Genomic DNA, 23,198 nt, shown 5'->3' with positions numbered 1-23,198 from the left:
AGGTTGATCCCGTGTCTCGTGATCCCATGAGCTATGGTTGTTATAAAATTCACAATCGCATCTTCATAACCGGGACCGTTGTTTATATAAACATTTTAGTTTATTTTCTGAAAAAGGACTGTGACAAATATCACTCTTTCGGTGATATTTGTCACTTCCATCCAGTCCCATATTAACCTTTAACCTTATTCTTTGTCAGGCAATCGTTACTTAGTTATCGAATTTTCCGTAGAATGCGTTGCGGTATACATCAGCAAGCTCGGATACCAGCGGCATTTTAGGGTTGGCAGTTGTACATTGGTCTTCAAATGCACGGTCAGCCAGATAGTCTACACGGGATTCGAAGTCCTTAGGATCGAAGCCAAGCGCCGAGAAGGATTCTTCGATACCGAGTTTTTTGTTCATATCGCGGATTGCATTGATCAGGCTTGTTACGCCTTCTTCGGTAGTGCGTGCAGGCAATCCCAGAATACGGGCAATCTCAGCATAGCGTTCGTCAGCTACAAAGTGAGAATATTTAGGGAACGAAGCGAACTTCGTAGGCTTCTTGGCATTGTAACGGATAACATGCGGCATCAGGATTGCATTGGTGCGGCCATGTGCGGTGTGATACTGTCCGCCCCATTTGTGCGCCAAGCTGTGGTTAATCCCCAGGAATGCATTGGCAAAAGCCATACCGGCAAGTGTCGATGCGTTGTGCATTTTCTCACGGGCCAGCTTGTCGCCTTGCAGTGCGGATTTCTCCAGCCACTGGAATACCAGTTGAATGGCTTTGATTGCCAGACCATCGGAATAGTCACTGGCCATTACTGATACATAAGCTTCAATAGCATGTGTCAATACGTCCATACCTGTATCGGCAACAGCGGTTTTAGGCAAGCTGTATACAAACTCAGGATCGATAATAGCTACGTCTGGAGTCAGCTCATAGTCAGCCAGCGGATACTTAGTATTATTCCCCGTTGTTTTATCTGTGATAACTGCGAACGAGGTTACTTCGGAACCTGTACCGGAAGTTGTAGGAATCGCAACGAATTTCGCTTTGTTGCCAAGCTTAGGGAATTTGTATACCCGTTTGCGGATATCCATGAACTTCTGCTTCAGACCATTGAAGTCTGCATCCGGATGTTCGTAGAACAGCCACATGCCCTTGGCAGCATCCATTGGGGAACCGCCCCCGAGTGCGATGATGCAGTCCGGCTGGAATCTGTTCATCATAGCTGTACCTTTTTCCACTGTAGTAGTCGACGGATCAGGTTCAACTTCCGAGAACACTTCGATTGCTACAGGAGTCTGGCGTTGACGCAGATAGTGCTCAACTCTTTCTACATATCCCAGCTTCACCATCACAGGGTCAGTGATAATAGCTACGCGTGTAATATCAGGCATTTTGGCCAGGTACTGAGTGGACCCCTTCTCGAAGTAAATCTTGTCAGGTACTTTAAACCATTGCATATTCACGGTACGACGGTTCACCCTTTTCACGTTGATCAGATTGATGGCAGTCACGTTCTGCGATACCGAGTTGCGTCCGTAAGATCCGCAGCCAAGTGTCAATGAAGGGATATTGGTGTTGTAAATATCGCCGATTGCGCCATGTGTAGATGGCGAGTTGACGAGAATACGTCCGGTCTGCAGACGGTTGGAGAACTTCATGATGACTTCTTCATTATTGGAATGGATAGCTGAGCTGTGGCCCATGCCGCCAAATTCAACGATTTGAGCTGCGCGTTCGATACCCTGGTCAGCATTCTTCACTTTGTAGCAAGCCAGAACCGGGCTCAGCTTCTCAGCAGACAATGGATATTTAGTACCTACGCCTTCAAGCTCAGCTACCAGGATCTTCGTTCCGGCCGGAACCTGAATGCCGCACATTTCAGCGATCTTCACAGCCGATTGGCCAACGATAGCCGGGTTAACCGCACATTTCTCTACGTTCATTGCGCCGCTGGTCAGCTTGGCAGCTTCTTCTTTGTTAACGAAGTAACAGCCGTTCGCAATCATTTTCTTCTTCACTTGATCGAAGATGGCTTCTTCAATGATGACTGCCTGCTCGGAAGCACAGATCATACCATTATCAAAAGTCTTCGACAGGATAAGGTCTGTTACAGCCTGATCAATGTCAGCACTCTTCTCAATGAAGGCAGGCACGTTACCAGGACCTACGCCGAGTGCCGGCTTGCCGCAGCTGTAAGCTGCCTTGACCATTGCCGATCCGCCGGTTGCCAGAATCAGTGCAACGTCCGGATTGTTCATCAATGCGTTTGTTTTGTCCATCGTAGGAAGCTCAATCCATTGGATGAAGTTCTCAGGTGCGCCGGCTGCTACGCCTGCATCATGCAGAATTTTGGCTGCTGCCGCACTGCACTCTTGCGCTGACGGGTGGAAACCGAATATAATAGGGTTACGTGTCTTAGCGGAAATCAAAGCTTTAAACATCGTGGTGGATGTTGGGTTGGTTACCGGTGTGATACCCATAATGATTCCGACTGGTTCAGCAATCTTCTGGAAGCTGTCATAAGCGTTATCCTCAATAACGCCTACAGTCTTGTCGTACTTAATTCCGTGCCAGATATATTCAGTGGAGAAGATGTTCTTCGTGATTTTGTCTTCGTATACTCCGCGTCCTGTTTCTTCAACTGCCAGTTTTGCCAGGTACATATGCTTGTCGAGTCCGGCCAGCGCCATTGCATGAACGATTGTGTTTGTCTGCTCTTGGTCCAGGCCCATGAACGCTTCGTGGGCTTTCTTTGCTTTATCCACCAAAACCTGAATATACTCTTCAGCGGTGGTTTGTTTCACTTGGGCGGCGACTTCGTTTTTAACTGCCATCTCCCTCGTCCTCCTGTCAATTTTTAGGTTGTTTCTTTCTATACATTTATCTTAGCACATCCTTTTCACCTTGTATAGTGAAATCTTTCACAAAGTTTAAAGTTTTTTTTGAGTTGTTTTCAAAGCGCTTTCATTCGATCATTTACCGGTATCTTTTCCATATTATATGTATTATTTAATTAATATTTGTCTAATCTGCGAACGCAATACGGCCAGTTGTAGCGTTGATGACCCATCTCAACCTTATGAAGCCGGGTGGGTTTCAGTAATTCTGCTCATGAATGCCAAGCCGTCACTTCGGCTCATCCGGCACTCTTCTATAGAATAACTCTGACAGGGTGAATATAAATATAAATCTCTTTATGTCCATTTGTATGGATTTTTTCTGCTAAATAAAAACCAGCCCACACAAACTTCCCGCGTTAGACTGGTTTTATAGTGTTTCATCCTGAGCATATTGCGCCGGACGGCTTATATTAGCTGTAAATCCCTCTAAAAACCGGAATTTCTTTCTCCATAATAAAATCATCCATGACGAATCCATTGCCGATATCCGCCATTTGCTCCCGTAGGATACGGAAGCCTTTTTTCTTATATACCACAATACTGGATTCGTTGTCACGATTGACTGTCAGCCAGATATGAGTCAGATTACGGTCCTCACACAGCTTCTCCAGGAAGGCCAACGCTTGACTGGCATAGCTGCGCCCCCTGTACTCCTTGCCGATATAGAACTTACTCAAAAAGAGCTTGCCATCTTCTTCTCTGGCCGACATATATCCGGCAATAGAGCCATCGCCATTATGGATCAAGTAATATTCGTAGCCCTGATGATGGATTTGATCCGTTATCGCGGGAGCCGATTGGAACTTTTCAATCATGTAATCAATCTGCTCGATGGTAATAATGGAGACATAATATTCTTGCCATATTTCTGCAGCCAATCGGGCAACCTCAGCGGTTTCTTCCGCTGTAGTCACTTGTAGAAATCTAAGCTCCATAATATGTACCCGCTTTTCCTGGGGCTCGGGTATACCCTTGCAATTGCAGCCATGAGCCACAGGCATCCGTCCAAGTCTTAGTGTGCGGCTCTTCAGGGGCTAGGCCCAGACCGTGTACGCCGTGTGCATAGATATGCAGATCGAATGGAACCTTATGACGGCTAAGCCCTGCAGCAAACAACAGGCTGTTCTCTACCGGGACATAATCATCATCCGAGGTATGCCAGAGGAACGTTGGCGGCGTGTCCGGGGTTACCTGGAACTCGCTGCTGAGCTTAAGCGACAACTCTGCACCGGGAACAGCTCCCAGCAGATTCTCCTTCGAGCCCTGATGTGTAACCCCTTCGGTCATCGAGATGACCGGGTAGCATAGAATCAGGCGGTCAGGACGGCTGGATAGCCGCTCCAATGGCTCCGGGTGATCAGGATTGCCCAGATCATAAGATACCCCGGCGGTAGAAGCGAGATGTCCACCTGCCGAGAAGCCCATAATGCCGAGACGGTCCGGGTCAATGCCGAATTCGTCCGCGCGGAAGCGGATCGTACGCAGCGCCCGTTGCGCATCCTGGAGCGCACTCGGGTATTGATAAGGCGCTACACGGTAGCGCAGTACGAAGGCGGAGATGCCCAGCGTATTCAGCCACTCCGCAACAGGACCGCCTTCATGGTCGGCTCGCATGGCGTACCCGCCTCCCGGACAGACCAGCACAGCAGCATTCCCCTTGCCTTCCACTAAATAAGGTGTAATCGCAGGCTGATCCTCTTCGCTGGTTCCCAGCGCTCCTGGCACCCCTTTAGGCCATAGCAACAACGTTTCCATTATCATCCCTCAAGCTTTCCTTCTATAAATAGAATAGATAATAGAGGAAAAAGTTCCTCAAGGGCCATTCTATCAAGCTCTTACAATTCATGCAATCCGGATATCACCAGATCCGCTGCAAGGCTGATGGATTGAACTTCAGGCATTTGTACGGACATCATTACCCTGCGGGAAACCAAAAAAGCAGCTCCCTCTCGAGAATTATCCAGAACAGAGGGGGAGCTGCTATAATATCCTATAACACAGGAACAGGAACTCTTTTCAGGGCAAAAACGTAAGCAATCTCACACAAATGAAGTGAAAATTATCACAATGTTAAAAATTCGACACTTTTAAGGGAAAATTTTTACCCATAAAGAGGAATTTCAAGGTATAATTAATTTAAAATTTACTGAAAAACTGAGGGAATAAAGGGGATGTCGATTATGATAAAGGAACATTATAATGTTATCGAAGCCCGCGGCAATACAAACTGTTTCTCCGAGCAGAACTTTAACCGCCTGCTGGTCACCATGAAGGAACGCGTAGTCCCTGAAGGATCACACCTGTTCTGGGAAGGCGATTTTTCGGATAAACTGTTTTATATCAAGCGTGGACGTGTGAAATTAACCAAATCTACAGACGAAGGCAAAGAACTGATTCTGTATATGTATCAGGCCGGCGACATGGTCGGTCAGGCTGACCCGTTCTTCAGCACGAAGCACAGCTTCACAGCCGAAGTCATTGAAGAGAGTGAAGTTGGCGTGATCGAGCAGAAGGATCTGGAGATTCTGATCTGCCAGCACTGTGACTTCGCCATCGACTTCATGAAGTGGATGGGGATTCATCACCGTCTCACCCAGACGAAATTCCGCGATCTGATGATGTACGGCAAACCGGGCGCACTCTGCTCCACACTGATCCGTCTTGGCAACACCTATGGTGAGAAGACGGGCGACAGCATTCTCATCAACAAAAAAATCACGCATACAGATCTGTCCAACATGATCGGCGCTACCCGCGAGAGCGTTAACCGGATGCTAAGTGATCTGCGTAAAAAAGATGCGGTAGAGTATGAGAACGGCATGATTGTCATCAAGGATCTGGCGATGCTGCAGGAAATCTGCCACTGCGAATTATGTCCCAATGAAATTTGCCGAATTTAATTTCCTATCAATAATACCCTCTATTCACCTCATTGAAACATATCTGACCCAATAAATTTAATAGAGTGGTCAAGGCGCCTGTCCGGCGTCTTTTTTTCATTCCAGGATGAACTGATCTACATTGATAGGATTCCTTCAGACGGATATTTCATTTAGGAATACAAAACATAAAAAACCTCTTTTGAATTATCTGTCCTGATAAAACAGATAATTCAAAAGAGGAATTCTGCGGATTACGAAACGTTTATCATATTGCTCGCTTGATTTCCCTGTTGATTAGACTTACCCATATGTATATACTGCATTAAACCTCCTAGCAGGAGTAAAGCGCTTAGAAGGAGGAACATAACTCCCCCACCAAATTTAGCTAAAACAAAACCGCAAATAGTGGGACCAATCAAACGGGGAATCTGCATATACATTCCGAATATGGAGAAATATCGTCCGCGTTTATCTAAAGGAGCCATTAAAGATACATATTTCTGCAAGTGATTAATTCCAATCATTTCAGATAAGGAGAAGATGATTTCAACAATAATGAGTGTAAGAAAGCTTGGTGAATAACCATATCCAAAGCTGACCAGTGCAAACAAAATATAGCTTATAGTTATCATATTTTTAGAGGACTTATTCTCTGATTTCTTAGCAATCCAGATATTGGAGCTCATTACCAGAACAGCATTTACGGTGAACAGCACTGCTAGAATTGACGTATGATTTACAAAGTTATCTTTAAGGTGAAGAGGAAGCGTCGTTTCAACCTGCGAATAAAGTAAACCGACGGGAACGGCGAAAAGTGTAAAAAGATAAAGTTTTTTATTGTCTATCCAAGACAATCTTGGAACCTTTTGTTTAATATTTATTACTTCCCTTTGCGGTAAAGTCTCGGGGATTTTCCACCATACAATTAAAGTATATAGACCAAATGCAGCAGATGCAATTGCAAATACAACAGCCTGATTCCAAGCAAATACCGCCAATCCAAGTAAAGGTCCAATGGCTGGACCTACGTTAAATGCAGTATGCAGCAAGGCAAATACCTCGGCCCTTTTATCCGGCGGTACAATATCGGCAATTTGTGCATTTGCTGCAGGAACAAAGAGTGGCACACCAAATCCGTTCAAAAAGCTGAGAATTGCAAATGCCCAAACTGAATCCGCAAATATAAATCCGGTCATCGTCATAGCCTGAACCAGTAATGAAGCTACCATCACTGGCTTACGCCCAAAACGATCTGAAATTCCTCCGCCTATTAAACTTACTGCAATACTGGCTAGCGGCTGGAGACCTACAATCAATAACGGTACTATAACTGTTCCTTCCAAACGGTCATATAGATATAAGATGAGAAACGGACGAAGCATAAAATTTGTAATTGATGTAATAGCCGAGCCGAAAAAACGTATCCATATTGCTACCTCATAGTATGAGAGTATTTTGAAGATTCTTCTCATCATATCCTCCGCTCTTGTTTAATAAGCTCTATAAACCTCTTCATAACCTTGGTGTCTTCTACCGATAACCTGACATAGGATCTCAGTTCAGAATCAGCATATGGAATTAATTGATTAACATAATAACCTTCTTTTTTCCAGTTTGCTGTCCACAAATCTATCTGTGGATGTGAACAACATAAAAAGTTGGTCTGTGAAGGTAATACGAAAAATCCTGCTTGTTCAAGAGCTGTTTGAAGGATCTCCCGCAATTGTATAGTCTGCTGCCTGCCTTCCATATAACGATTCTTATCTTGGAGACAAACTACCGCCCTTTCAATAGCCGGAATATTCACATTCCATAATTGCAGATAAGGGCGTAAAGTTCTGAATAATTCAGGATGAAGCAGGGCATATCCAATCCGTAAACCTGCAAGAGCATAAAATTTAGAAAATGTCCGTACGATAATACAATTCGAATATAGTAACTCATCTATTGTAAAACAATCATCTCCTATTTCACGTACATCTATATATTCAATATAGGCCTCATCCAATAGAATCGTAGTTGAGTCCGGCAGACTGGAGAGAAGCCTTAGTATATCTTTCCTAGTCACATATCTGCCCGTGGGATTATTGGGATTACACAAAATTAATAGCGAATTCTCCGGCACCACTTCAGCGATTTGATCTACATCCCATTCTCCTAGGCCAACTGGGATTCTGATTACATCGGCGTTGTAAACCCTCTCTAACTCTTGGTATAATATATAAGATGGCCATGGAAACAATATTTTCTTGTGATTCAAATGAGCCCATAGAAAAATAGTTGAGATAATTTCCGTCGACCCGTTACCGATCAGGACCTCCGTATCGCGTAGACCAAACTGCAAACGAAGCAAGCTTCGTAGCTGTTCATACCCCGGATCAGGATAACGGCAATAACTCTGATCAACTAACGGGTTCTCATTAAGATGCATCCGGATCATAAAAAGCCGCCGTAGGATTCGAGATCCAACTGGCCGTTTCCTGTAAGCAAGGCGACTATGTTTTTATTCTCATACTGACTGCAAATTTTCTTAATGCCATATATGGTATAGGAGCTTTCTGGAGAAGCAATAATCCCTTCAATTCTTGCAAACTCCACTGCGGAGGCCATGGCCTCCGCCTCATCAAAGGCCTGAGCTTCAATGATGCCTTGATTGACAAAGTGGGATACGATCGGCGCAGCAGCATGATACCGTAAACCAGAAGCATGCATCGAGGGCGGATTAAAATCGTAACCTAGGGAATACATAAGCAACTTACTGCCTCCGCCTTCTCCATCTGCATAATCATAGTCGTATACCCCCCTGGTGAGCGTTGGTATGGCTGAGGATTCCGTACATATTACCCGTTCCAACCGATCTCCATAATAATCGACAATAGGCAGAGCAAATCCTCCGAATGAACTGCCACCGCCCACACAACCGATCACAATATCCGGTTCAATATGGTTAGTGGAGAGTTGTTCAATCACTTCCAAACCAATAACAGTGTTATATGTAAGCACAAAATCAAATAATGAGCCTGCAATGTTCATACTACCTTTTGAAAGTGCTATTTCCTCCAATACCTCAGATGTTGCAAAAGCAATCGATCCATTATTTTCTCCTTTTGCTATAAATGCTCTTCCTGCTCCAGTTAAACTACTTGGAGAAGCGACTACTTCAGCACCATATGTTTCCATCATCAGCCTTCTCAACTTCTTTAATTCATAAGAACTGCGAACCATATAGACTTTGCAATTCAAACCAGTTAACTTTGCAGCAAGTGCTGCTGCTACACCTGTCTGACCCGCACCTGTTTCGGTAATTACAGACACTTTCCCCTCCGTTGAACCATAATAAGCCTGTGGTAGAGCTGAGGTGATTTTGAAACTTCCATTACTCAGTGTATCTTCACGTTTGATATAGATTCTGTTGGTTGTCTCAAAAGCTTGTTCCAAGCGATATGCTCGATGCAATGGCGTTTGGCGGCCAACCATTTAATAGCTTTGAAGAATCGGCTGTGGAATGTCGATCCATCGCTCTTTAGATACACCATGCTCAACAACCTGGGCTGGGTGATATTTCAGGTATTCTTCCATCTCTTCATATTTATAGATCTGATGCAGCTGCTCCTCTGTAAGCATACTACGTACATTAAGCCATTGATTAACCATTAGCCATGAGCTCCTTTTAAAGAAGTAGCACAAGCGCACTTGTGTTGTTCGGGTTCCGTTATTTCCAGCACAGCTTCCAAAACTGTCATCATTCTCTCTATGGAGGTTGCAAAGCTTGTAACAACCTCTTCATGGGTAGACGGCAGTTCAGGATGTACCTGGCTGTTCAGTACACAAGCCATATCTGTAACGACTCCGAGGGACATATAGCACATTCCGCGTTCCCGAGCTAATACCACTGTATGTCTGAGGAGGGTTTCCCATATGATGTTGTTGCCTTAAAAGACATATTCTGCTCTAGCAGTTGATAAAGTCCGCTACCACCTATAATTCCCACTGCCTGATCCGTCATAGTTGCACCCTCTGACATTCATCTATTAAAATAAGCGGAAGTAAGTCTACTCCGAACTGCTCATGCAAAATAAATTCCGCTTGTTCTTGACGATCAACAATAGATGAATACCCTACTATCGTAACCGCTAATTCACGCAAAATTTTGCAACATCTTACAGCCGCTGAACCTCTTCCTGTCACATCGTCAATCAGCAACACACGGCTGCCTGAAGGCAAATCGCCCTCAATCAGGCTGGATTTTCCGTAAGATTTAAGCTTCTTGCGGATCATGAAGCCATGCAATTGTTGTCCTCTTAAAACACTTAAAGTCATAATTGCACCGATAAGAGGCAAGGCAGAAGTTGCTTCGCCTCCAATATGCGTGGCTCTCCGTTCATACGCAATACTAAGCATCTTCTCGGCTGCAAGAGTTAAAACCTCTGGATGGTATAGTAAATGCGCAGAATCCACGTAGACGTCACATCTACCTCCGGAACGACGGGATATGGGTTCATAAACGATAGATTGAGAAACGAGTTTTTTAAGACGCTCCATGATCGACCGCCTCTAAGTTATCCACAATAGCTCCGATTTCGGCAAATGCAGCGTCAATTCCTAAGTTCGCTGATGAAATGATATGCATTCCAAAATGTTCACCCACAGTCCGGTAGCTGGTCAGACTCTTCAACAGATGTTCCCGTTCGACAAAGGAGTCTTCAAAGCTTTTGCGTTGTTGTATTCTTTCAACACTCGTTTCCAGATCGACATCCATAAGAAATGCCACATGCGGCTGGCGAATAGATGGAAGTAGCTCAATAAGCCACGACTCCGGGGAATGTCCGCGAGCAATCATTGTTGCTAGCATTGTATAAATATAACGATCACTGATTACGTAAATCCCCTCTTGCAAGGCAGGCTCAATAATTTCTCTATAGTGCTGCTTTCGATCTGCGAACATATACATCTGCAAGGCGTTATAATCTACAAGATGACGTTTTTCAGGTTCATAAATATACGTTCTGAAAATATGGAGCTGGCGCATTTCCGGCGTTGGCTGCATAGTCAATAGCACCTGCTTGCCTTCTTTGCGGAGCTTTTCTGCAAGCATTTCGATCATTGTGGTCTTTCCTGCACCGTCAACACCATCAAATACGAATAGTCTGCCCTGATATTCATCGTTGGAAATCGGATTAAGCGCGGGAAACATAGATTGACCTCCTCTAACGTTAATTAGTATTTATTGCTGTATAGGTCTCTGCAATCTGGATGTATCCATTAAAACCTCCTGTAAAGCAGCATTAGCTGCTCCAAAGGTACAAAATTTCTGCTGAAGCGTGATCCTCCTGATGTTTCCCTGTGCCGTCAGTTGCGTAATGGAAATTCCATTTTCAGTGGTAACTCGACCACCTGCTTCCTCAAGAATCAGGGAGGAGGCCAAAACATCAACCAGTTTTGCCGTAAAACTAATATCCACAAAAACAGAAGCGGCGCCAATTGCCACACAACAGAGATCCAGTGCCGCACATCCCATAGCCCTGTAACTCTTCAGTTGAAGAATTACTCTTTTCATAGCTTGCAGTTCACGTTCAGTCTTGGCCAATCCAACAAAAATGCCGTCGCATTGATTAAGATGCTGATGTTTCATTGTATGAATAGGCTGTCCGTTTCGAAAGGCACCTACTCCTTTAATAGCAGTATATTCATGGCCATTAGCCAGATTAATGACATATGATCCACGTACATGACCGTTCTCATCTAAGATAGCTATTGAACAAGCATAATAGGACAACCCCATAGTAAAATTCTTGGTTCCGTCAAGCGGATCAAGGATGACAGTAAACCGGCCCCGGTTGAAATCGAGATATCCGCTTTCTTCACTAATGATATTGCGGATAGATGGAATACCTTTAAAGAAGTTTACACAAAGCTCTTCAAGTATGAGATCAATCATCAGACTTCTTTCACCGTACGCGTTAACTTCTTGAACATTAAATAATGATCTTTGATTCAGGCATGCCACTTGTTTAAGAGCATAGCCCAATTTGGTGCACTCCCTGATAATATCTTCGACTTGTTCCATGCTGTCTGTCATGATCTCACCTACTTTTTTTAGTGCAAGAAGCACCGTTCCTTTGAGAAAAGAATTGTACAACCGGTCTTTTCAAATTGGTTAAGCAACACCTCATCATTAGAGGAATAACCTGGAAGATTGAATGCATAAATATTCGCTTTTATGATTTGTTGAACCGGAATTTCATGCGGAAAATTACCATCAACCGCTATAACAGCATGAGTAAAATCAGTAGTATGTGCATGATAAATTGCTTTGTGGATTGCATGCTCTACTGCAGTGACTCCATCCTGATGTCCGGCAGCCACTGCCAAAGTGCGCCCCCCCTTTACGATCACTGCGCAGTATCTTGAATAAGTCTCGTGCCATCAAGCAGATCAATGGCTTCAATACGCCTTAAATTAGAACAAACGCTTGCTCTCATAGTCAACAACCGTAGACTGCTAGATATTCCTTCTTCAAAGGAGGGTGCTGCAACACCATCAAAGGGATAAGCTTCGATTTCACGCATATGATCTGCTGTCAGTTGGTGATTGACCATCAAAATACCATTTTCGGCTGCCCTATGGTCGGTTGCAGTTGCATTCTTCCACCGTACGGAGAAAGATGAGCCCGCTGATAACCCTGCAATATTCGCATGTTTTATTATGACGGCAGCTGGTTGTGCAAAATATTGAAGCAGCGAATACCCTGTATTGATATTATTGATATCGTTTAGCGAAAGATTTGAACCCTCAGACAGCATAGCGTTTTGATGACATTCCCAGGAAGCTGTCTGATGAGGATTCTCACCATACTTTAACTTTATTACCCCTTTTATCTTCACTCGTTTAGTCCACCTTCATATTCATTCTCATGGTTACTCCATACCGATATAAGTAGGAGAAAGCAAGTGGTGCATTAAAGGTAAAGTGCACCAAAACAGCAACCCACACCGACCCACTGTATACATAGAGCAATCCTGAACACAGACCCATTACAAATTGTGCTAGATAATCAGGAAGCTTGAAAGTTGATGACCTTGCATGGACCAGATGATCAAATACGAACAGTAAAGCGGAGATTATTACAGCTGCTACAGCTCCGGTCAATGGCATTAATAAAGCTATTACAAATGCTTTGTAATACAATTCCTGCAGGACTGCGGAACAGAGGTATGAATACACCTCCAAACAAGCTGCATTTAAACTCAAGGGGGGGAAGAAAAGTGTCAAATCTTTGTTGTAAAACGGCTTAATCTCACCAAACCTGGGAATCAGAAATATTAATCCCGCCAGCAGAGCAAGTGAAAAAGATATGATTAAATTTCCTTTCTCTAATGAAGGACTTGAAAAAAAACTATATGCTATCAAATACGAAAAAAAGTAGACTGATCTCCTCACCCAATTCGCTCCTTTAAAGGCAGAATCACGAATACGGTAGGCATTAAGATTAATCAATAACTGAGTTTGCGTGAAAATCAACAAATATAGTGTTTCTTGTCTAGGATGAATAATAAGTATTGCTGTAAGAAGAATATATACAGCTCCAATCGCACACCATTTCGTTCTGTTCATAATTAAACCTCAATAAGCTCTTTCTCTAACAGTTCTTTAATAAATTGTTTTATATCAAGCTCTACAGTTTCTAGAGGCTCATTATAAATATTTGAAATATTCTCTGCAATTTGCTGTACGGTAGTTTCACCGTCCAAAGCGTCCCAGACGATTTCACCGATTTCATCCAATTCAAATACATGGTAATTCTTCATAATGAATTTGGTTCCTTTGATTACCCTATATTGAACAAAAACATCCCTGGTTGGCTTCATCCCTATCACTTTCCTTTCTGAAAGTAAGAGATACCGGAAGTTCATTTCCGGTATCTCTACCTGTATGATCTCATTAATAATTCATCATGCCTGGAGTAAGTTTCACTTGCTTCAGCTTCGGAGCATTGTATTTCTTCATGGCTATCACCTCCTTTCAATACACTATTCACGTAATCTGTATGTTAAGCTCTTTGTCTTATCTGAAGAGCTAGCTGAGTTCTAGAGTTTAAATCCTGAGCAAATCTCATTGCTTTTTTAATAAACACTTTTACTGAACTCTGTTCAAACGAATGAGTTTGGAAATACATATATTTTTCTAAAAGATCACGATCTTCGCTTTGCTCTTGGTAACGCAATAATTTTCTATACATCCATTTAAGATTTGGATTCGTTTCCCCGTGAATCGCCAGATGAGAAACAGTTGCCAATTCTACCAATCTACGGACCATAAAAAAGGCTGAACCAAAATCTTCAGATAATAAAGCTCCTTGAATATCTTCAACAAATGAAGTAAACCGCTCAGACAAGGTCACTGCCTGATAGAATCCAAGATTCTCAAAGGGAACCGTAGAGTAAAATTCCAGGAACCCTTCAATGTTTATGAGCGGCCTAGCATACTTTAAACGGTGTAGCAGAACAATATCCGAGTCTGAAATACGTTCAATATGATTAATTTTATTAATATCGAACTCCTGCAGTTGCCGCACGGCATTATTAAAATCTTTTAGGGTCCAATATTCGAAGTCAAAACGAACCTGCTCATGAATCAGATTACGTACCAGTGTTTTTCCTTCCCATAGATAACTTTCACCTGAATTATCATAACCAATGGAAAAATCTTCAGGAATTACATTACAAATAACATACACATCAACATCTGAGGTCTGGTTTCCAAAACCCTCCATTAACGAACCTGAAACATATACATAACCATCATTCAGTTCCAAACCATGTAAATAATTAAGTATCTGCTCCGGTTGGAGCAAAATTTGTTCTGCAGCGATTTGCAAATTGCTAACCTCCTTCTAATTAATCTAAATTCGTTGTTATAAGAATAATCACTATAGATATTTAATGTTTTTTATCAGACAACAGCGCAAAAAAACGGAATTCCATAAGGAATCCCGTTCAATAAAATACATAACTTCATTTAGACACAAGGACATGATGATTAAACATAGATGCAAATCTCGCGAAGAAATATAGCATGATTTCGTATTGATGTGATCCCCCATAGTCAGATAATTTACGGTTATCCGGTAGAAACGTTCAGGCCATATCCCTGAGTATATATGAGAGTTATTCAATTAATTGGTAATATACTACCATGATATTGATTTAAAAGTAAATAGTTTCAAATAGTATAAAATAATAAATATTTGTGAATAAATTTTCTCCACAACTCATCTGTTAATACAATAATTATCTTAATGGAGGCAAAAGGCTATTAGAATATGGACTTTACAGACTGGCTTCCATTAATCATTCAGGGGATTGGGTATCCCAAATTTTATGCCAATCTAGCATATCTAAATATTTTATTACCTATAGGTGATACCAACAGTCTTCTGGATATGTGATTGGTGCAACCAATCACATCCTACTAGGCAGATTCACACTAGTACCTTATCAGATTTAAAATAGTTAACTTTTGGTAGACATGATATAGTGAAGAAAAAAAGAGGTATCGACCATGAAACAACGTGAATTTGCGGTCTGTTTGAACCCGGAGCAACAGAAAGAATTACAAGGAGTGCGCTTCTCAAAAAGGTGTGGATTGGCAATTTACTACTGAAGAGGCACGAGTCAAACTCAAAAGGTTGTATCCACAGTTTAAAGACTGATGAGCTACTAGCAGCACATCCTATGTACCTTTTACTTCCCAATCATCATAATATTCTGGCGTTAAAGGCAGCTCCTCACCCTAAGGAACTTAGCAGCATGTACGGCTAACGGAGAAGCTAAATCGAGGGTTATTCTAGTGATATCCACCCATTCCGCCCCGCGGGAATCCTGTTCTTCGAATAGTGCCCCAAAATGGTTAAAGCTTACCATATAAGCCCTCTCCTCCGTTCATTTTCTAAATAGATTACTTGATCAGTAGGCTATACCGACACGGGATCTGATGAAATCGCCAGCATCAATTTGACTATAGGTGAATTCCGCTGTATCCGCTACAGATATTTCAGTACCGCCTCCGGGCAAAATATCCTGTCTCACACGATAGGTCCCCAAGCGTTCTCCGTTCAGCAGAGCGGTTGGGCATACAATGGTCCATTTCAGCGCTGATCGCTCCAACAAGCGGTAGGCTTGCTCATGTTCTTCTGCGGCGCGGGTGGACCTGCGTTTAGATTCGCTGGATTGATAACGCAGGATTTTCGGGAAAAGCTCACTTTGAAGAATGCCTGCAGTTCCCACGGTAATAATACGCTCTATCCCTTCCTCATACATAGCTCCGATGATAAAAGGCATACTGTCTGTAAGCGTGGTTGTCCCGTCGGTGTTCAATGCACTAATCACTACATCATTTCCCTGCACTGCCCGTGCAACATCTTCTTGATTAAGAACATTCCCTTGAATGATCGTCAGGTTGGTATGGAGAGAGTGAATCTTCTCCGGCGTGCGGACCAGCACAGTCACATGATGTCCATCCTGAAGAGCATGAGTAACCATGTGGCTCCCCACCCGGCCGGTGGCACCAAGAACCAATATATTCATATGAAATAACCTCCTAGAGTGTATCTCCTATCACTCATTCATTTTAGGCCGCAAAGTTACCAGATTACAACTGGATATGCGAGTCCATGGCCAGGCAGCAGCTTGTTCGAGTAATGCAGGGAAACGCAGTAATAGAAAAGAGCCGATTCTTGATCGGCTCTTTTCTGGCTCTTTTTTCATCGCTGAAAGCTTCATTCTTATAAATGAGTTATTTGCCTGATAATATCACCTGAGCTTAATACCGCTACTCCGATGTTCTTTAGCTCTTCAACCCCTTTATCGTATACCCCGGATATGGCGTCAACGGCCATCACCACTCTGAGATCCCGTTCACTGGCTTCATACATGCTTGTCCGCGGGCAGTTTGGAAAATTGCATCCGGCAAAAACTAAGGTATCAACCTTCTGCTGAGTGAGAAACTCTTCAAGTCGGGTCTGATAAAAGGCCCCCCACCGAGGTTTATACATTGCCCAGTCATACGGTCCCAACTGTTGAAAATGCCCTTCGAGGAGCAGTTCACTGTCTAGAAGCGGACTCTGTAGAGGCTTGATTTCGTTCACTAATTCTGCCCCGGCCGTATTCGGCAATACCAAAGTACTGCCCTTTTCAAAACCATCCCTGCGGCAGATATCAACATTGGTACCATCCTCTTTATACAGACGAATGACATGTACGATAGGCAATTGTGCTTGGCGGTATGCTTCCGCAAGCCGCCTCATCGCCGGCAGAATTTCTGGAGTTCCTGCTACCTCCGCTTTTGATCCGGATAACGAATTGTCATTTTGAGTATCAATCGTAACCAATGCACATTGGTTCCAATGGGGTTCAGTGTATGGCGGCATGCGATTATCATCCTTTCATAACCTCTCGGAGTGTATCAACCATTCCTGTTAGGCCGCTAAGTTGGAATCACTAAGGGAACGGTCTGCCCCCTGCTTTTGCGTTGCAGCGATTTGAATGAAGAACATGATAATATTAATTAGAATCATCCCTATTAAAGCAGAAGAAAAGCTATTAGATGCATCATGAATCCAGCCCAGAAGGATGGGACCCGTTGCACCAATTACGTATCCGGCAGACTGCTGCATGGCTGACCAAGAGGTAGCTTCGCCAGCAGTGCTGGTAGCATCCATGGGTAATAAAAGATTCAGTATAAATAAGCCTCCCGCTCCAAGCCCAAACAGCAAAGCGGAGACAACCGGTAATTTACCTGAAATTAATAATATCAAGCTTGCGAGCACGATGAAGGATTCCGTCAGCATCCATAGCCGTCTTGAAGGGAATTTCTTCAGTATCACAGGAAGGATAAAGCTAACCGGGATTTGAACGAGAACAAATACAGTTAGGCATAGAGATGCATATGACTTGGAATACCCCATCTCCTGTATGATTAACGGAAGCCAGGCTGTAAATGCATACATTAACATAGCCATCGAACCAAAGGAAAGAGTAAGCACCCAGGCCCGTCTATTATTCCAAGGCAAGGACATTTTCGGACCTCCTGAGGCTTTAACCGTTTTTGCAGAACCCGGTTTAACCAATACCCACCAGAGCATCGCAGCAATAAAAGCAAGCATCGCCCATAATCCAATCGCCTTCTGCCATGATTGGAAGTATTCCTGAACTGGACCTGAAAGCATCGTGCTTGAAGCGGCGCCTATCGTTAATGCTATGCTGTAAACAGCAATGACGGAGGGTACATGGGACGGGAAATATTTTTTAATAAAACCTGAAGTTAGAGGCCCTATAGTGGCAATACCTATTCCCGCAATTAATGAAGATAAGAGAAGAACATTAGCCGAATGAGTAAATAAGCGAATGATTGTCCCTACTCCAATAATCAATAAAGAATATCCTATAATCCGTTCAATCCCCCATCTGCTGCTTGCCTTCGCTGCAAATGGCGAGAATAGTCCCATACAAAGGACAGGAATTGAAGTCAGCAAGCTGGCTAATGCCGCGCTCATTCCAAGATCAACCCTGATATCCTCCAGTAGGGGAGCTACGGAATTAATGGCTGGACGTAAATTCAATGTGGCAATAAATAAGGCAATAACTAATGATACATTTTTCCTCATCTGTTAACTCCCTTTGCAAGTATTTAAATTTCTTAATATATTGTAAGGTATGGGAGAGATCAAGATGTGGGGTGTTAAAGACATAACTATAGGGCGAACAGGACAGAAAAGGGGGAATAACCATGGACATTAAATCTAGTGCATTTATTATGTCTGGAGACGGATGCTTTGAACCGGGTGTGCCGATCAGTGTAAACCGGGTATATGAAACCTTTGAGCTGAGCACCCATGCACATGATTTTATTGAAATAACCTATATCAGTGAAGGTACGGGGGTACATTACATAAATGATGAGGCGCTTCCGATTGAGCAAGGGACTGTAGTATTCATTCCGGTTGGAGCAAGCCATGTGTACCGGCCCAAAACATTCAAGAATGGCGATCCTCTCGTTGTATTCAATTGTTTGTTTCCGGTAGAATACTTGTCGGAGCTTCAATCCAATTTCCCGCAAACCAAAGACATCTGTGAATATTTCTTAAATGAACAAATCCCCTGGTTCTCCATGAAAGATTCGGATGCTACTTATCATTTTCTGTTTCGGGAGCTATACCGTGAATTCTCGGCCAAGCCGCCGGGATATCTCGCAGCCCTTTCGGCTCTGCTCGTGCAATTATTAATTGGCCTATTCCGGCACCGGTTGCAAAGTGATAAAGTCTATACAGAGAAGCCGCAATGGGAAGCCGTCCACGAAGCTATTGTATTTGTAAATTCAAATTTCTCTGGTTCGCTTAAGATTAGTGAACTTGCTGACAAAGCAAATCTAAGTCAAAGGCATTTCAGTCGTCTGTTTCAGAGCCATACTGGAATGAGCTTTACAAATTACCTGCAAAATATCCGCATGGAGGCTGCATGCCGTTACTTATCAGAAAGCAGCAAGAGTATAGCTGAGATTGCTGCAGCGGTAGGATATCATGACATGAAGTTTTTTCATCAGCTATTCAAGAAAAAGATCGGAATGACGCCCATGGAATATAAAAAGACTATTCATTAATGAACGCTGTCAGATGGCGGATTTCCTTCCTCACATGAAAAGCCCCGCAGCCATGAAACCGCTGCGGGGCCATTCCTATCTAGCTTGCTTTCTTAGTCTGAGGAGGAGCAGGTACGTTACGCGGAGTTCGCACAGGTGAGATCAGCCAGTAAGCCATTCCGACAAAGACACCGCCGCCGATAATGTTGCCAAGCGTAACAGGAATCATGTTGTGAAACCAACCGGCGATGCTCACTGTCTCTGGATGATTCGGCAGCAGCACGGCTACACTGAGCAGCGTCATGTTCGCCACACTGTGTTCATATCCGCTCGCAATGAAGGCGAACAGACACCACCAGATCAGGACCAGCTTCGCCGTTTCACTCTTGGCGCGGGAGGACATCCACAGTGCCAGGCAGACCAGCCAGTTACAGAGGATGCCGCGGAAGAACAGCTCTGAGAACGGCAGGCTCATCTTTTTGGCGGCGGCGGCAAAAATCAGATGCTCTGCAGGCGCTGCCTTGAAGAGGCCCGATCCCTGAATCAACAGCGCCAGCACCACAGCACCGGCCACATTGCCGAGGAATACCAGCACCCAGTTCTTCACCGTGTCCCAGACTGTAGTTCTCCCGGCAAGCGTGCTTACCGTGAAGAACATATTATTACCTGTAAACAGCTCTGAGCCTGCGAATACAACCAAGGTCAAGGCAATCCCGAAGGATGCTCCCATAATCAGCGGCTGGAACGGTGACTTGATCGCCGCCAGCGGTGCCCCCAGTGAGAAGATCAGAATAATACCAATACCCACATATGCGCCTGCCAGGAGGGCCGCCAAAAAATATTTGGGCAGGCTCTCATTCATTTTGTCGCGTTTCCCTACGGCTGTCTCTACGATATTCTCTACGCTCTGCGTAAACATATCCGCACCTGCTCTTCCTTTAATTTAGGGTTGCTACTGCCGCAGGCAGAGTGACCTTAACAACTCCGCCCTCTATGGTAACCGGATAGACTTCTGCCTGCCCACGGTCCGGTGCCTGAACCTCTCCCGTGCGAAGGTCGATCTTCCAGTCATGCAGCGGATCATATAAATAATAGCCTGATACGATTCCCTCAGCGAGCGGGCCGCCCTTCGGGTGGGGACTGTGGTTGCGGACCGCATAAATTGCGCCGTCCGATGTGCGGAATATAGCTAATTCGACTTCTCCTGCATGAACTACCCGGCCGATCTGCAGCATGAAATCTTCCACTGCGCCTATCGTGTATTCCCGATTGCTCCGTTCCATTATGCTCTCTCCCTCTCCCTTTAGACTATACCTGTGTCTCTTCGAACAGCGCGGTGCGGGTGTTTTTGTCATCCAGCATTTTCCGCCAAGGATCACTCACCTGGGCCAGGGCAAAGTCAATACGTGCCGCAAGCTCTTTACGGTTGTCGTCATTACCCATAACCACAGTCTGGATTTGCTCAAGACCCATACGCTCTACCCATTCGGAGGTTCTCTCCAGGTAGTTGCCGGTCTCACGGTAGTACTGGATGACAGCGGAGCAGACCTCAACCAGTTCCTCGTCGGTCTTCACCTTGCAGAAGGCATCTGCGATGCGCGGCTTAATCCCGCCGTTGCCGCCGATGAACACTTCCCAGCCGCCGTCATTACCGACAATCCCGATATCCTTCGTGCACGATTCTGCACAGTTACGCGGACAGCCGTTAACCGCCATCTTGAACTTGGCCGGCATATCCAGCCGTTCATATTTACGCTCAAGCATAGCGCCCATGCCCATGGAATCCTGTGTGCCGAAGCGGCAGAACTGCGAGCCCACGCAAGTTTTTACCGTACGCAGCGACTTGGCATAACCATAGCCGGACGGCATATCCAGCTCCTCCCACACCTTAGGTACATCTTCTTTTTTGACACCGATCAGGTCAAGACGTTGTCCGCCCGTTACCTTCACAACCTTCACATCATATTTCAGGGACACATCGGCAATCCGCTTCAAATCCTCAGGAGTGGTCACCCCGCCATACATCCGCGGGATAACGGTATAAGTTCCGTCCTTCTGAATATTGGCGCTCATCCGTTCATTGACGAACCGGGATTCCTTCTCGTCCTCATGAGTGTCAGGGTAGATCATCCCCAGATAATAGTTCACTGCCGGGCGGCATTTGGAACAGCCTTCTGCCTGCTTCCAGTCCAGGACATGCATGACTTCCTTGGTGGTCCGGAGGCCTTTTGCCGTAATCTCGGCTACGATCTCATCCCGGCTAAGCGAGGTACAGCTGCAGATTCCCTGCTTGGCACTCTGCTGGAAGCTGTCTCCGAGAACGAATTGCAGAATCTGCTCCACCACCGGCTTACAGCCGCCGCAGGAGCGGGTTGCACCCGTGCAGGCTTTGATCTCATCCACCGTAGTGAAGCCGTTCTCCGTAACAGCATCCACAATCGCTTTTTTGGTTACGCCGTTACAGCCGCAGACGATTTCTTCATCAGCCATCGCTTCAACGGACATCCCCTTCTTGGCTCCTCCTCCGCCGCAGCAGCTTGTGCCCATAACCTCATCATAGATTTCATTCGTCATCTCTGTGCTGTTTTTCACAAGCTTCTGCAGGTTCGCAGATTCCGTTACATCACCGAACAGAACGGCACCGACAATCACATTATCCTTAAGCAAAATCTTCTTGTAGGTTCGCTTCCATTCATCCTTGGCAGAAATAACGGTATGCTCCGGCGTTTCGGTGAATTCACCGGCGGAGAATACATCTACCCCGGAAATTTTGAGCTTGGTTGCTACAACCGATCCTTCGTAACCTGGAGTCTGTACACCTGACAGATGCTTGGCGAGAACCATGCCCTGCTCGAATAGCGGTGCAACGAGTCCGTAGCAGGTTCCCCGGTGCTCTGTACATTCGCCGACAGAATACACATCTGCCATAGAAGTCTGCATATAATCGTCAACTACGATCCCGCGGTTAACAGTGATTCCGCTGTCCTTCGCAAGCTGGACATTCGGCTTGATTCCCACAGCCATTACTACAAACTCTGCCGGCAGCACACTGCCGTCACTGAAGCGCAGACCGGTAACCCGTTCTTCGCCGGTCAATTCAACCGTCTGCTTGCCCATGGCGAATTTCACACCTTGTCGTGTAAGCTCTGCCTGTAGCATTGAAGAAGCGGTGCGGTCCAGCTGACGCTCCATCAGATCCTCCAGCAGATGCACAACGGTAACATCCATGCCCAGATTGACCAGGCCCTTCGCCGCTTCAAGACCCAGCAGTCCTCCGCCGATAACAGCCGCCGTGCGGTACTGCTTCGCCGCTGCCAGCATCGCATCGCAGTCCGCGATATCGCGGAAGCCGACTACCCCATCCTTAGTGCTGCCGGGTACGGGTAGAATGAAAGAATTCGAGCCTGTTGCAATAATTGCTTTATCGTAAGGAACCGCCAGTCCATTATCGGTCAATATTACTTTGTTCTGTTCATCGATCCGGGTAACCGTTGTGCCGGTATGCAGTGTAATATGATTATCTTCATACCACCCGAGATCATTGAGAATGATGTCTTCAATCGTTTTGCTGCCTTCAAGTACATAGGACAACATAATCCGGTTATAGTTGGGATGCGGCTCACTGCCGAAGACAGTAATATCATAAGCGCCGCCCAGCTTCAGAATCTGCTCAATAGTGCCTACTCCCGCCATGCCATTCCCAATCAGCACTAACTTTTCTCTTTCCGCTGCCACTGGTAGACCCTCCTTCTGAAACTCTGATTTCTTCAATAACTTTACCTG

Annotated in this window: 23 protein-coding genes and 1 riboswitch; of the genes, 2 read left to right on the top strand and 21 right to left on the bottom strand. The window is 44.8% G+C overall.

Going from position 1 to position 23,198, the window contains the following annotated elements; translation table 11 throughout:
- Positions 1 to 210 precede the first annotated feature (210 nt).
- The 3 genes from adhE to MKX63_RS15305 all read right to left on the bottom strand — a co-directional run bounded on the left by adhE (position 211) and on the right by MKX63_RS15305 (position 4,653).
- Complete coding sequence (adhE, locus tag MKX63_RS15315; protein WP_341018078.1) at positions 211 to 2,832, bottom strand: bifunctional acetaldehyde-CoA/alcohol dehydrogenase; 2,622 nt, start codon at positions 2,830 to 2,832, stop codon at positions 211 to 213.
- A 476-nt stretch (positions 2,833 to 3,308) separates the two neighbouring features.
- Positions 3,309 to 3,833, bottom strand: coding sequence for a GNAT family N-acetyltransferase (locus MKX63_RS15310; protein ID WP_341018077.1), 525 nt, complete (start codon positions 3,831 to 3,833; stop codon positions 3,309 to 3,311).
- Positions 3,823 to 4,653 (bottom strand): alpha/beta hydrolase, encoded by an 831-nt coding sequence (locus MKX63_RS15305; protein ID WP_341018076.1) that lies wholly within the window; start codon positions 4,651 to 4,653, stop codon positions 3,823 to 3,825. Before MKX63_RS15305 ends, MKX63_RS15310 begins: the two co-directional genes overlap by 11 nt.
- Positions 4,654 to 5,078: 425 nt before the next feature.
- Between MKX63_RS15305 and MKX63_RS15300 the strand changes: the two genes are divergently transcribed.
- Positions 5,079 to 5,798 (top strand): Crp/Fnr family transcriptional regulator, encoded by a 720-nt coding sequence (locus tag MKX63_RS15300; protein ID WP_405115098.1) that lies wholly within the window; start codon positions 5,079 to 5,081, stop codon positions 5,796 to 5,798.
- A 233-nt stretch (positions 5,799 to 6,031) separates the two neighbouring features.
- On the opposite strand, the gene MKX63_RS15295 is transcribed toward MKX63_RS15300, so the two are convergent.
- The 15 genes from MKX63_RS15295 to MKX63_RS15225 form a co-directional block, all read right to left on the bottom strand.
- Positions 6,032 to 7,255: an MDR family MFS transporter gene (locus MKX63_RS15295; protein WP_341018075.1), complete on the bottom strand. Its 1,224-nt coding sequence runs from the start codon at positions 7,253 to 7,255 to the stop codon at positions 6,032 to 6,034.
- Positions 7,252 to 8,220, bottom strand: coding sequence for a pyridoxal phosphate-dependent aminotransferase (locus MKX63_RS15290; protein ID WP_341018074.1), 969 nt, complete (start codon positions 8,218 to 8,220; stop codon positions 7,252 to 7,254). The genes MKX63_RS15295 and MKX63_RS15290 overlap by 4 nt, the downstream gene beginning before the upstream one ends.
- Positions 8,217 to 9,257: a TrpB-like pyridoxal phosphate-dependent enzyme gene (locus MKX63_RS15285; protein ID WP_341018072.1), complete on the bottom strand. Its 1,041-nt coding sequence runs from the start codon at positions 9,255 to 9,257 to the stop codon at positions 8,217 to 8,219. The genes MKX63_RS15290 and MKX63_RS15285 overlap by 4 nt, the downstream gene beginning before the upstream one ends.
- Positions 9,258 to 9,434, bottom strand: a complete 177-nt coding sequence (locus tag MKX63_RS15280; protein ID WP_341018071.1) for a hypothetical protein — start codon at positions 9,432 to 9,434, stop codon at positions 9,258 to 9,260.
- A 348-nt stretch (positions 9,435 to 9,782) separates the two neighbouring features.
- Positions 9,783 to 10,322: an orotate phosphoribosyltransferase gene (locus MKX63_RS15275; RefSeq protein ID WP_341018069.1), complete on the bottom strand. Its 540-nt coding sequence runs from the start codon at positions 10,320 to 10,322 to the stop codon at positions 9,783 to 9,785.
- Positions 10,309 to 10,974 (bottom strand): dTMP kinase, encoded by a 666-nt coding sequence (gene tmk, locus MKX63_RS15270; protein ID WP_341018066.1) that lies wholly within the window; start codon positions 10,972 to 10,974, stop codon positions 10,309 to 10,311. Before tmk ends, MKX63_RS15275 begins: the two co-directional genes overlap by 14 nt.
- Before the next feature lie 30 nt (positions 10,975 to 11,004).
- The gene (locus MKX63_RS15265; RefSeq protein ID WP_341018065.1) at positions 11,005 to 11,919 is read right to left on the bottom strand and encodes an inositol monophosphatase family protein; all 915 of its coding nucleotides are present in this window, start codon (positions 11,917 to 11,919) and stop codon (positions 11,005 to 11,007) included.
- Positions 11,877 to 12,152 (bottom strand): hypothetical protein, encoded by a 276-nt coding sequence (locus MKX63_RS15260; RefSeq protein WP_341018064.1) that lies wholly within the window; start codon positions 12,150 to 12,152, stop codon positions 11,877 to 11,879. Before MKX63_RS15260 ends, MKX63_RS15265 begins: the two co-directional genes overlap by 43 nt.
- Before the next feature lie 20 nt (positions 12,153 to 12,172).
- Complete coding sequence (locus tag MKX63_RS15255; RefSeq protein ID WP_341018063.1) at positions 12,173 to 12,664, bottom strand: hypothetical protein; 492 nt, start codon at positions 12,662 to 12,664, stop codon at positions 12,173 to 12,175.
- Between the two features lie 4 nt (positions 12,665 to 12,668).
- Positions 12,669 to 13,394: a CPBP family intramembrane glutamic endopeptidase gene (locus tag MKX63_RS15250; RefSeq protein WP_341018061.1), complete on the bottom strand. Its 726-nt coding sequence runs from the start codon at positions 13,392 to 13,394 to the stop codon at positions 12,669 to 12,671.
- Positions 13,395 to 13,396: 2 nt separating this feature from the next.
- Positions 13,397 to 13,648 carry a PqqD family protein gene (locus tag MKX63_RS15245; protein ID WP_341018059.1) on the bottom strand — a complete coding sequence of 84 codons (252 nt, stop codon included), beginning with the start codon at positions 13,646 to 13,648 and terminating at the stop codon, positions 13,397 to 13,399.
- A 182-nt stretch (positions 13,649 to 13,830) separates the two neighbouring features.
- Entirely contained in the window at positions 13,831 to 14,658 is an 828-nt protein-coding gene (locus MKX63_RS15240; protein WP_341018058.1) for a hypothetical protein, read from the bottom strand.
- A gap of 204 nt (positions 14,659 to 14,862) precedes the next feature.
- A riboswitch (purine riboswitch) is annotated at positions 14,863 to 14,964 on the bottom strand.
- Positions 14,965 to 15,745: 781 nt separating this feature from the next.
- Positions 15,746 to 16,366 (bottom strand): NAD(P)-dependent oxidoreductase, encoded by a 621-nt coding sequence (locus tag MKX63_RS15235; RefSeq protein WP_341018056.1) that lies wholly within the window; start codon positions 16,364 to 16,366, stop codon positions 15,746 to 15,748.
- Positions 16,367 to 16,563: 197 nt separating this feature from the next.
- The gene (locus MKX63_RS15230) at positions 16,564 to 17,208 is read right to left on the bottom strand and encodes a cysteine hydrolase family protein (protein WP_341018055.1); all 645 of its coding nucleotides are present in this window, start codon (positions 17,206 to 17,208) and stop codon (positions 16,564 to 16,566) included.
- Positions 17,209 to 17,256: 48 nt separating this feature from the next.
- A complete protein-coding gene (locus MKX63_RS15225; RefSeq protein WP_341018053.1) occupies positions 17,257 to 18,444 on the bottom strand; it encodes an MFS transporter in 1,188 nt (395 codons plus the stop codon).
- Between the two features lie 122 nt (positions 18,445 to 18,566).
- On the opposite strand from MKX63_RS15225, the gene MKX63_RS15220 reads away from it, so the two are divergent.
- Positions 18,567 to 19,436: an AraC family transcriptional regulator gene (locus MKX63_RS15220; protein ID WP_341018052.1), complete on the top strand. Its 870-nt coding sequence runs from the start codon at positions 18,567 to 18,569 to the stop codon at positions 19,434 to 19,436.
- A 79-nt stretch (positions 19,437 to 19,515) separates the two neighbouring features.
- Here MKX63_RS15220 and MKX63_RS15215 read toward each other — a convergent pair whose 3' ends face one another.
- From MKX63_RS15215 to nirB, 3 genes are read right to left on the bottom strand one after another with little or no spacing between them, the layout of a single operon-like run.
- Positions 19,516 to 20,334, bottom strand: coding sequence for a formate/nitrite transporter family protein (locus tag MKX63_RS15215; RefSeq protein WP_341018051.1), 819 nt, complete (start codon positions 20,332 to 20,334; stop codon positions 19,516 to 19,518).
- 19 nt (positions 20,335 to 20,353) lie between these two features.
- Positions 20,354 to 20,698, bottom strand: coding sequence for a nitrite reductase small subunit NirD (nirD, locus tag MKX63_RS15210; RefSeq protein ID WP_341018050.1), 345 nt, complete (start codon positions 20,696 to 20,698; stop codon positions 20,354 to 20,356).
- 25 nt (positions 20,699 to 20,723) lie between these two features.
- The gene (gene nirB, locus MKX63_RS15205) at positions 20,724 to 23,150 is read right to left on the bottom strand and encodes a nitrite reductase large subunit NirB (RefSeq protein WP_341018049.1); all 2,427 of its coding nucleotides are present in this window, start codon (positions 23,148 to 23,150) and stop codon (positions 20,724 to 20,726) included.
- Between the last annotated feature and the right edge of the window lie 48 nt (positions 23,151 to 23,198).

Source organism: Paenibacillus sp. FSL R7-0179 (assembly GCF_038002265.1).
Classification (GTDB): domain Bacteria; phylum Bacillota; class Bacilli; order Paenibacillales; family Paenibacillaceae; genus Paenibacillus_AQ.
This window is presented reverse-complemented; position numbering and strand designations above follow the sequence as displayed.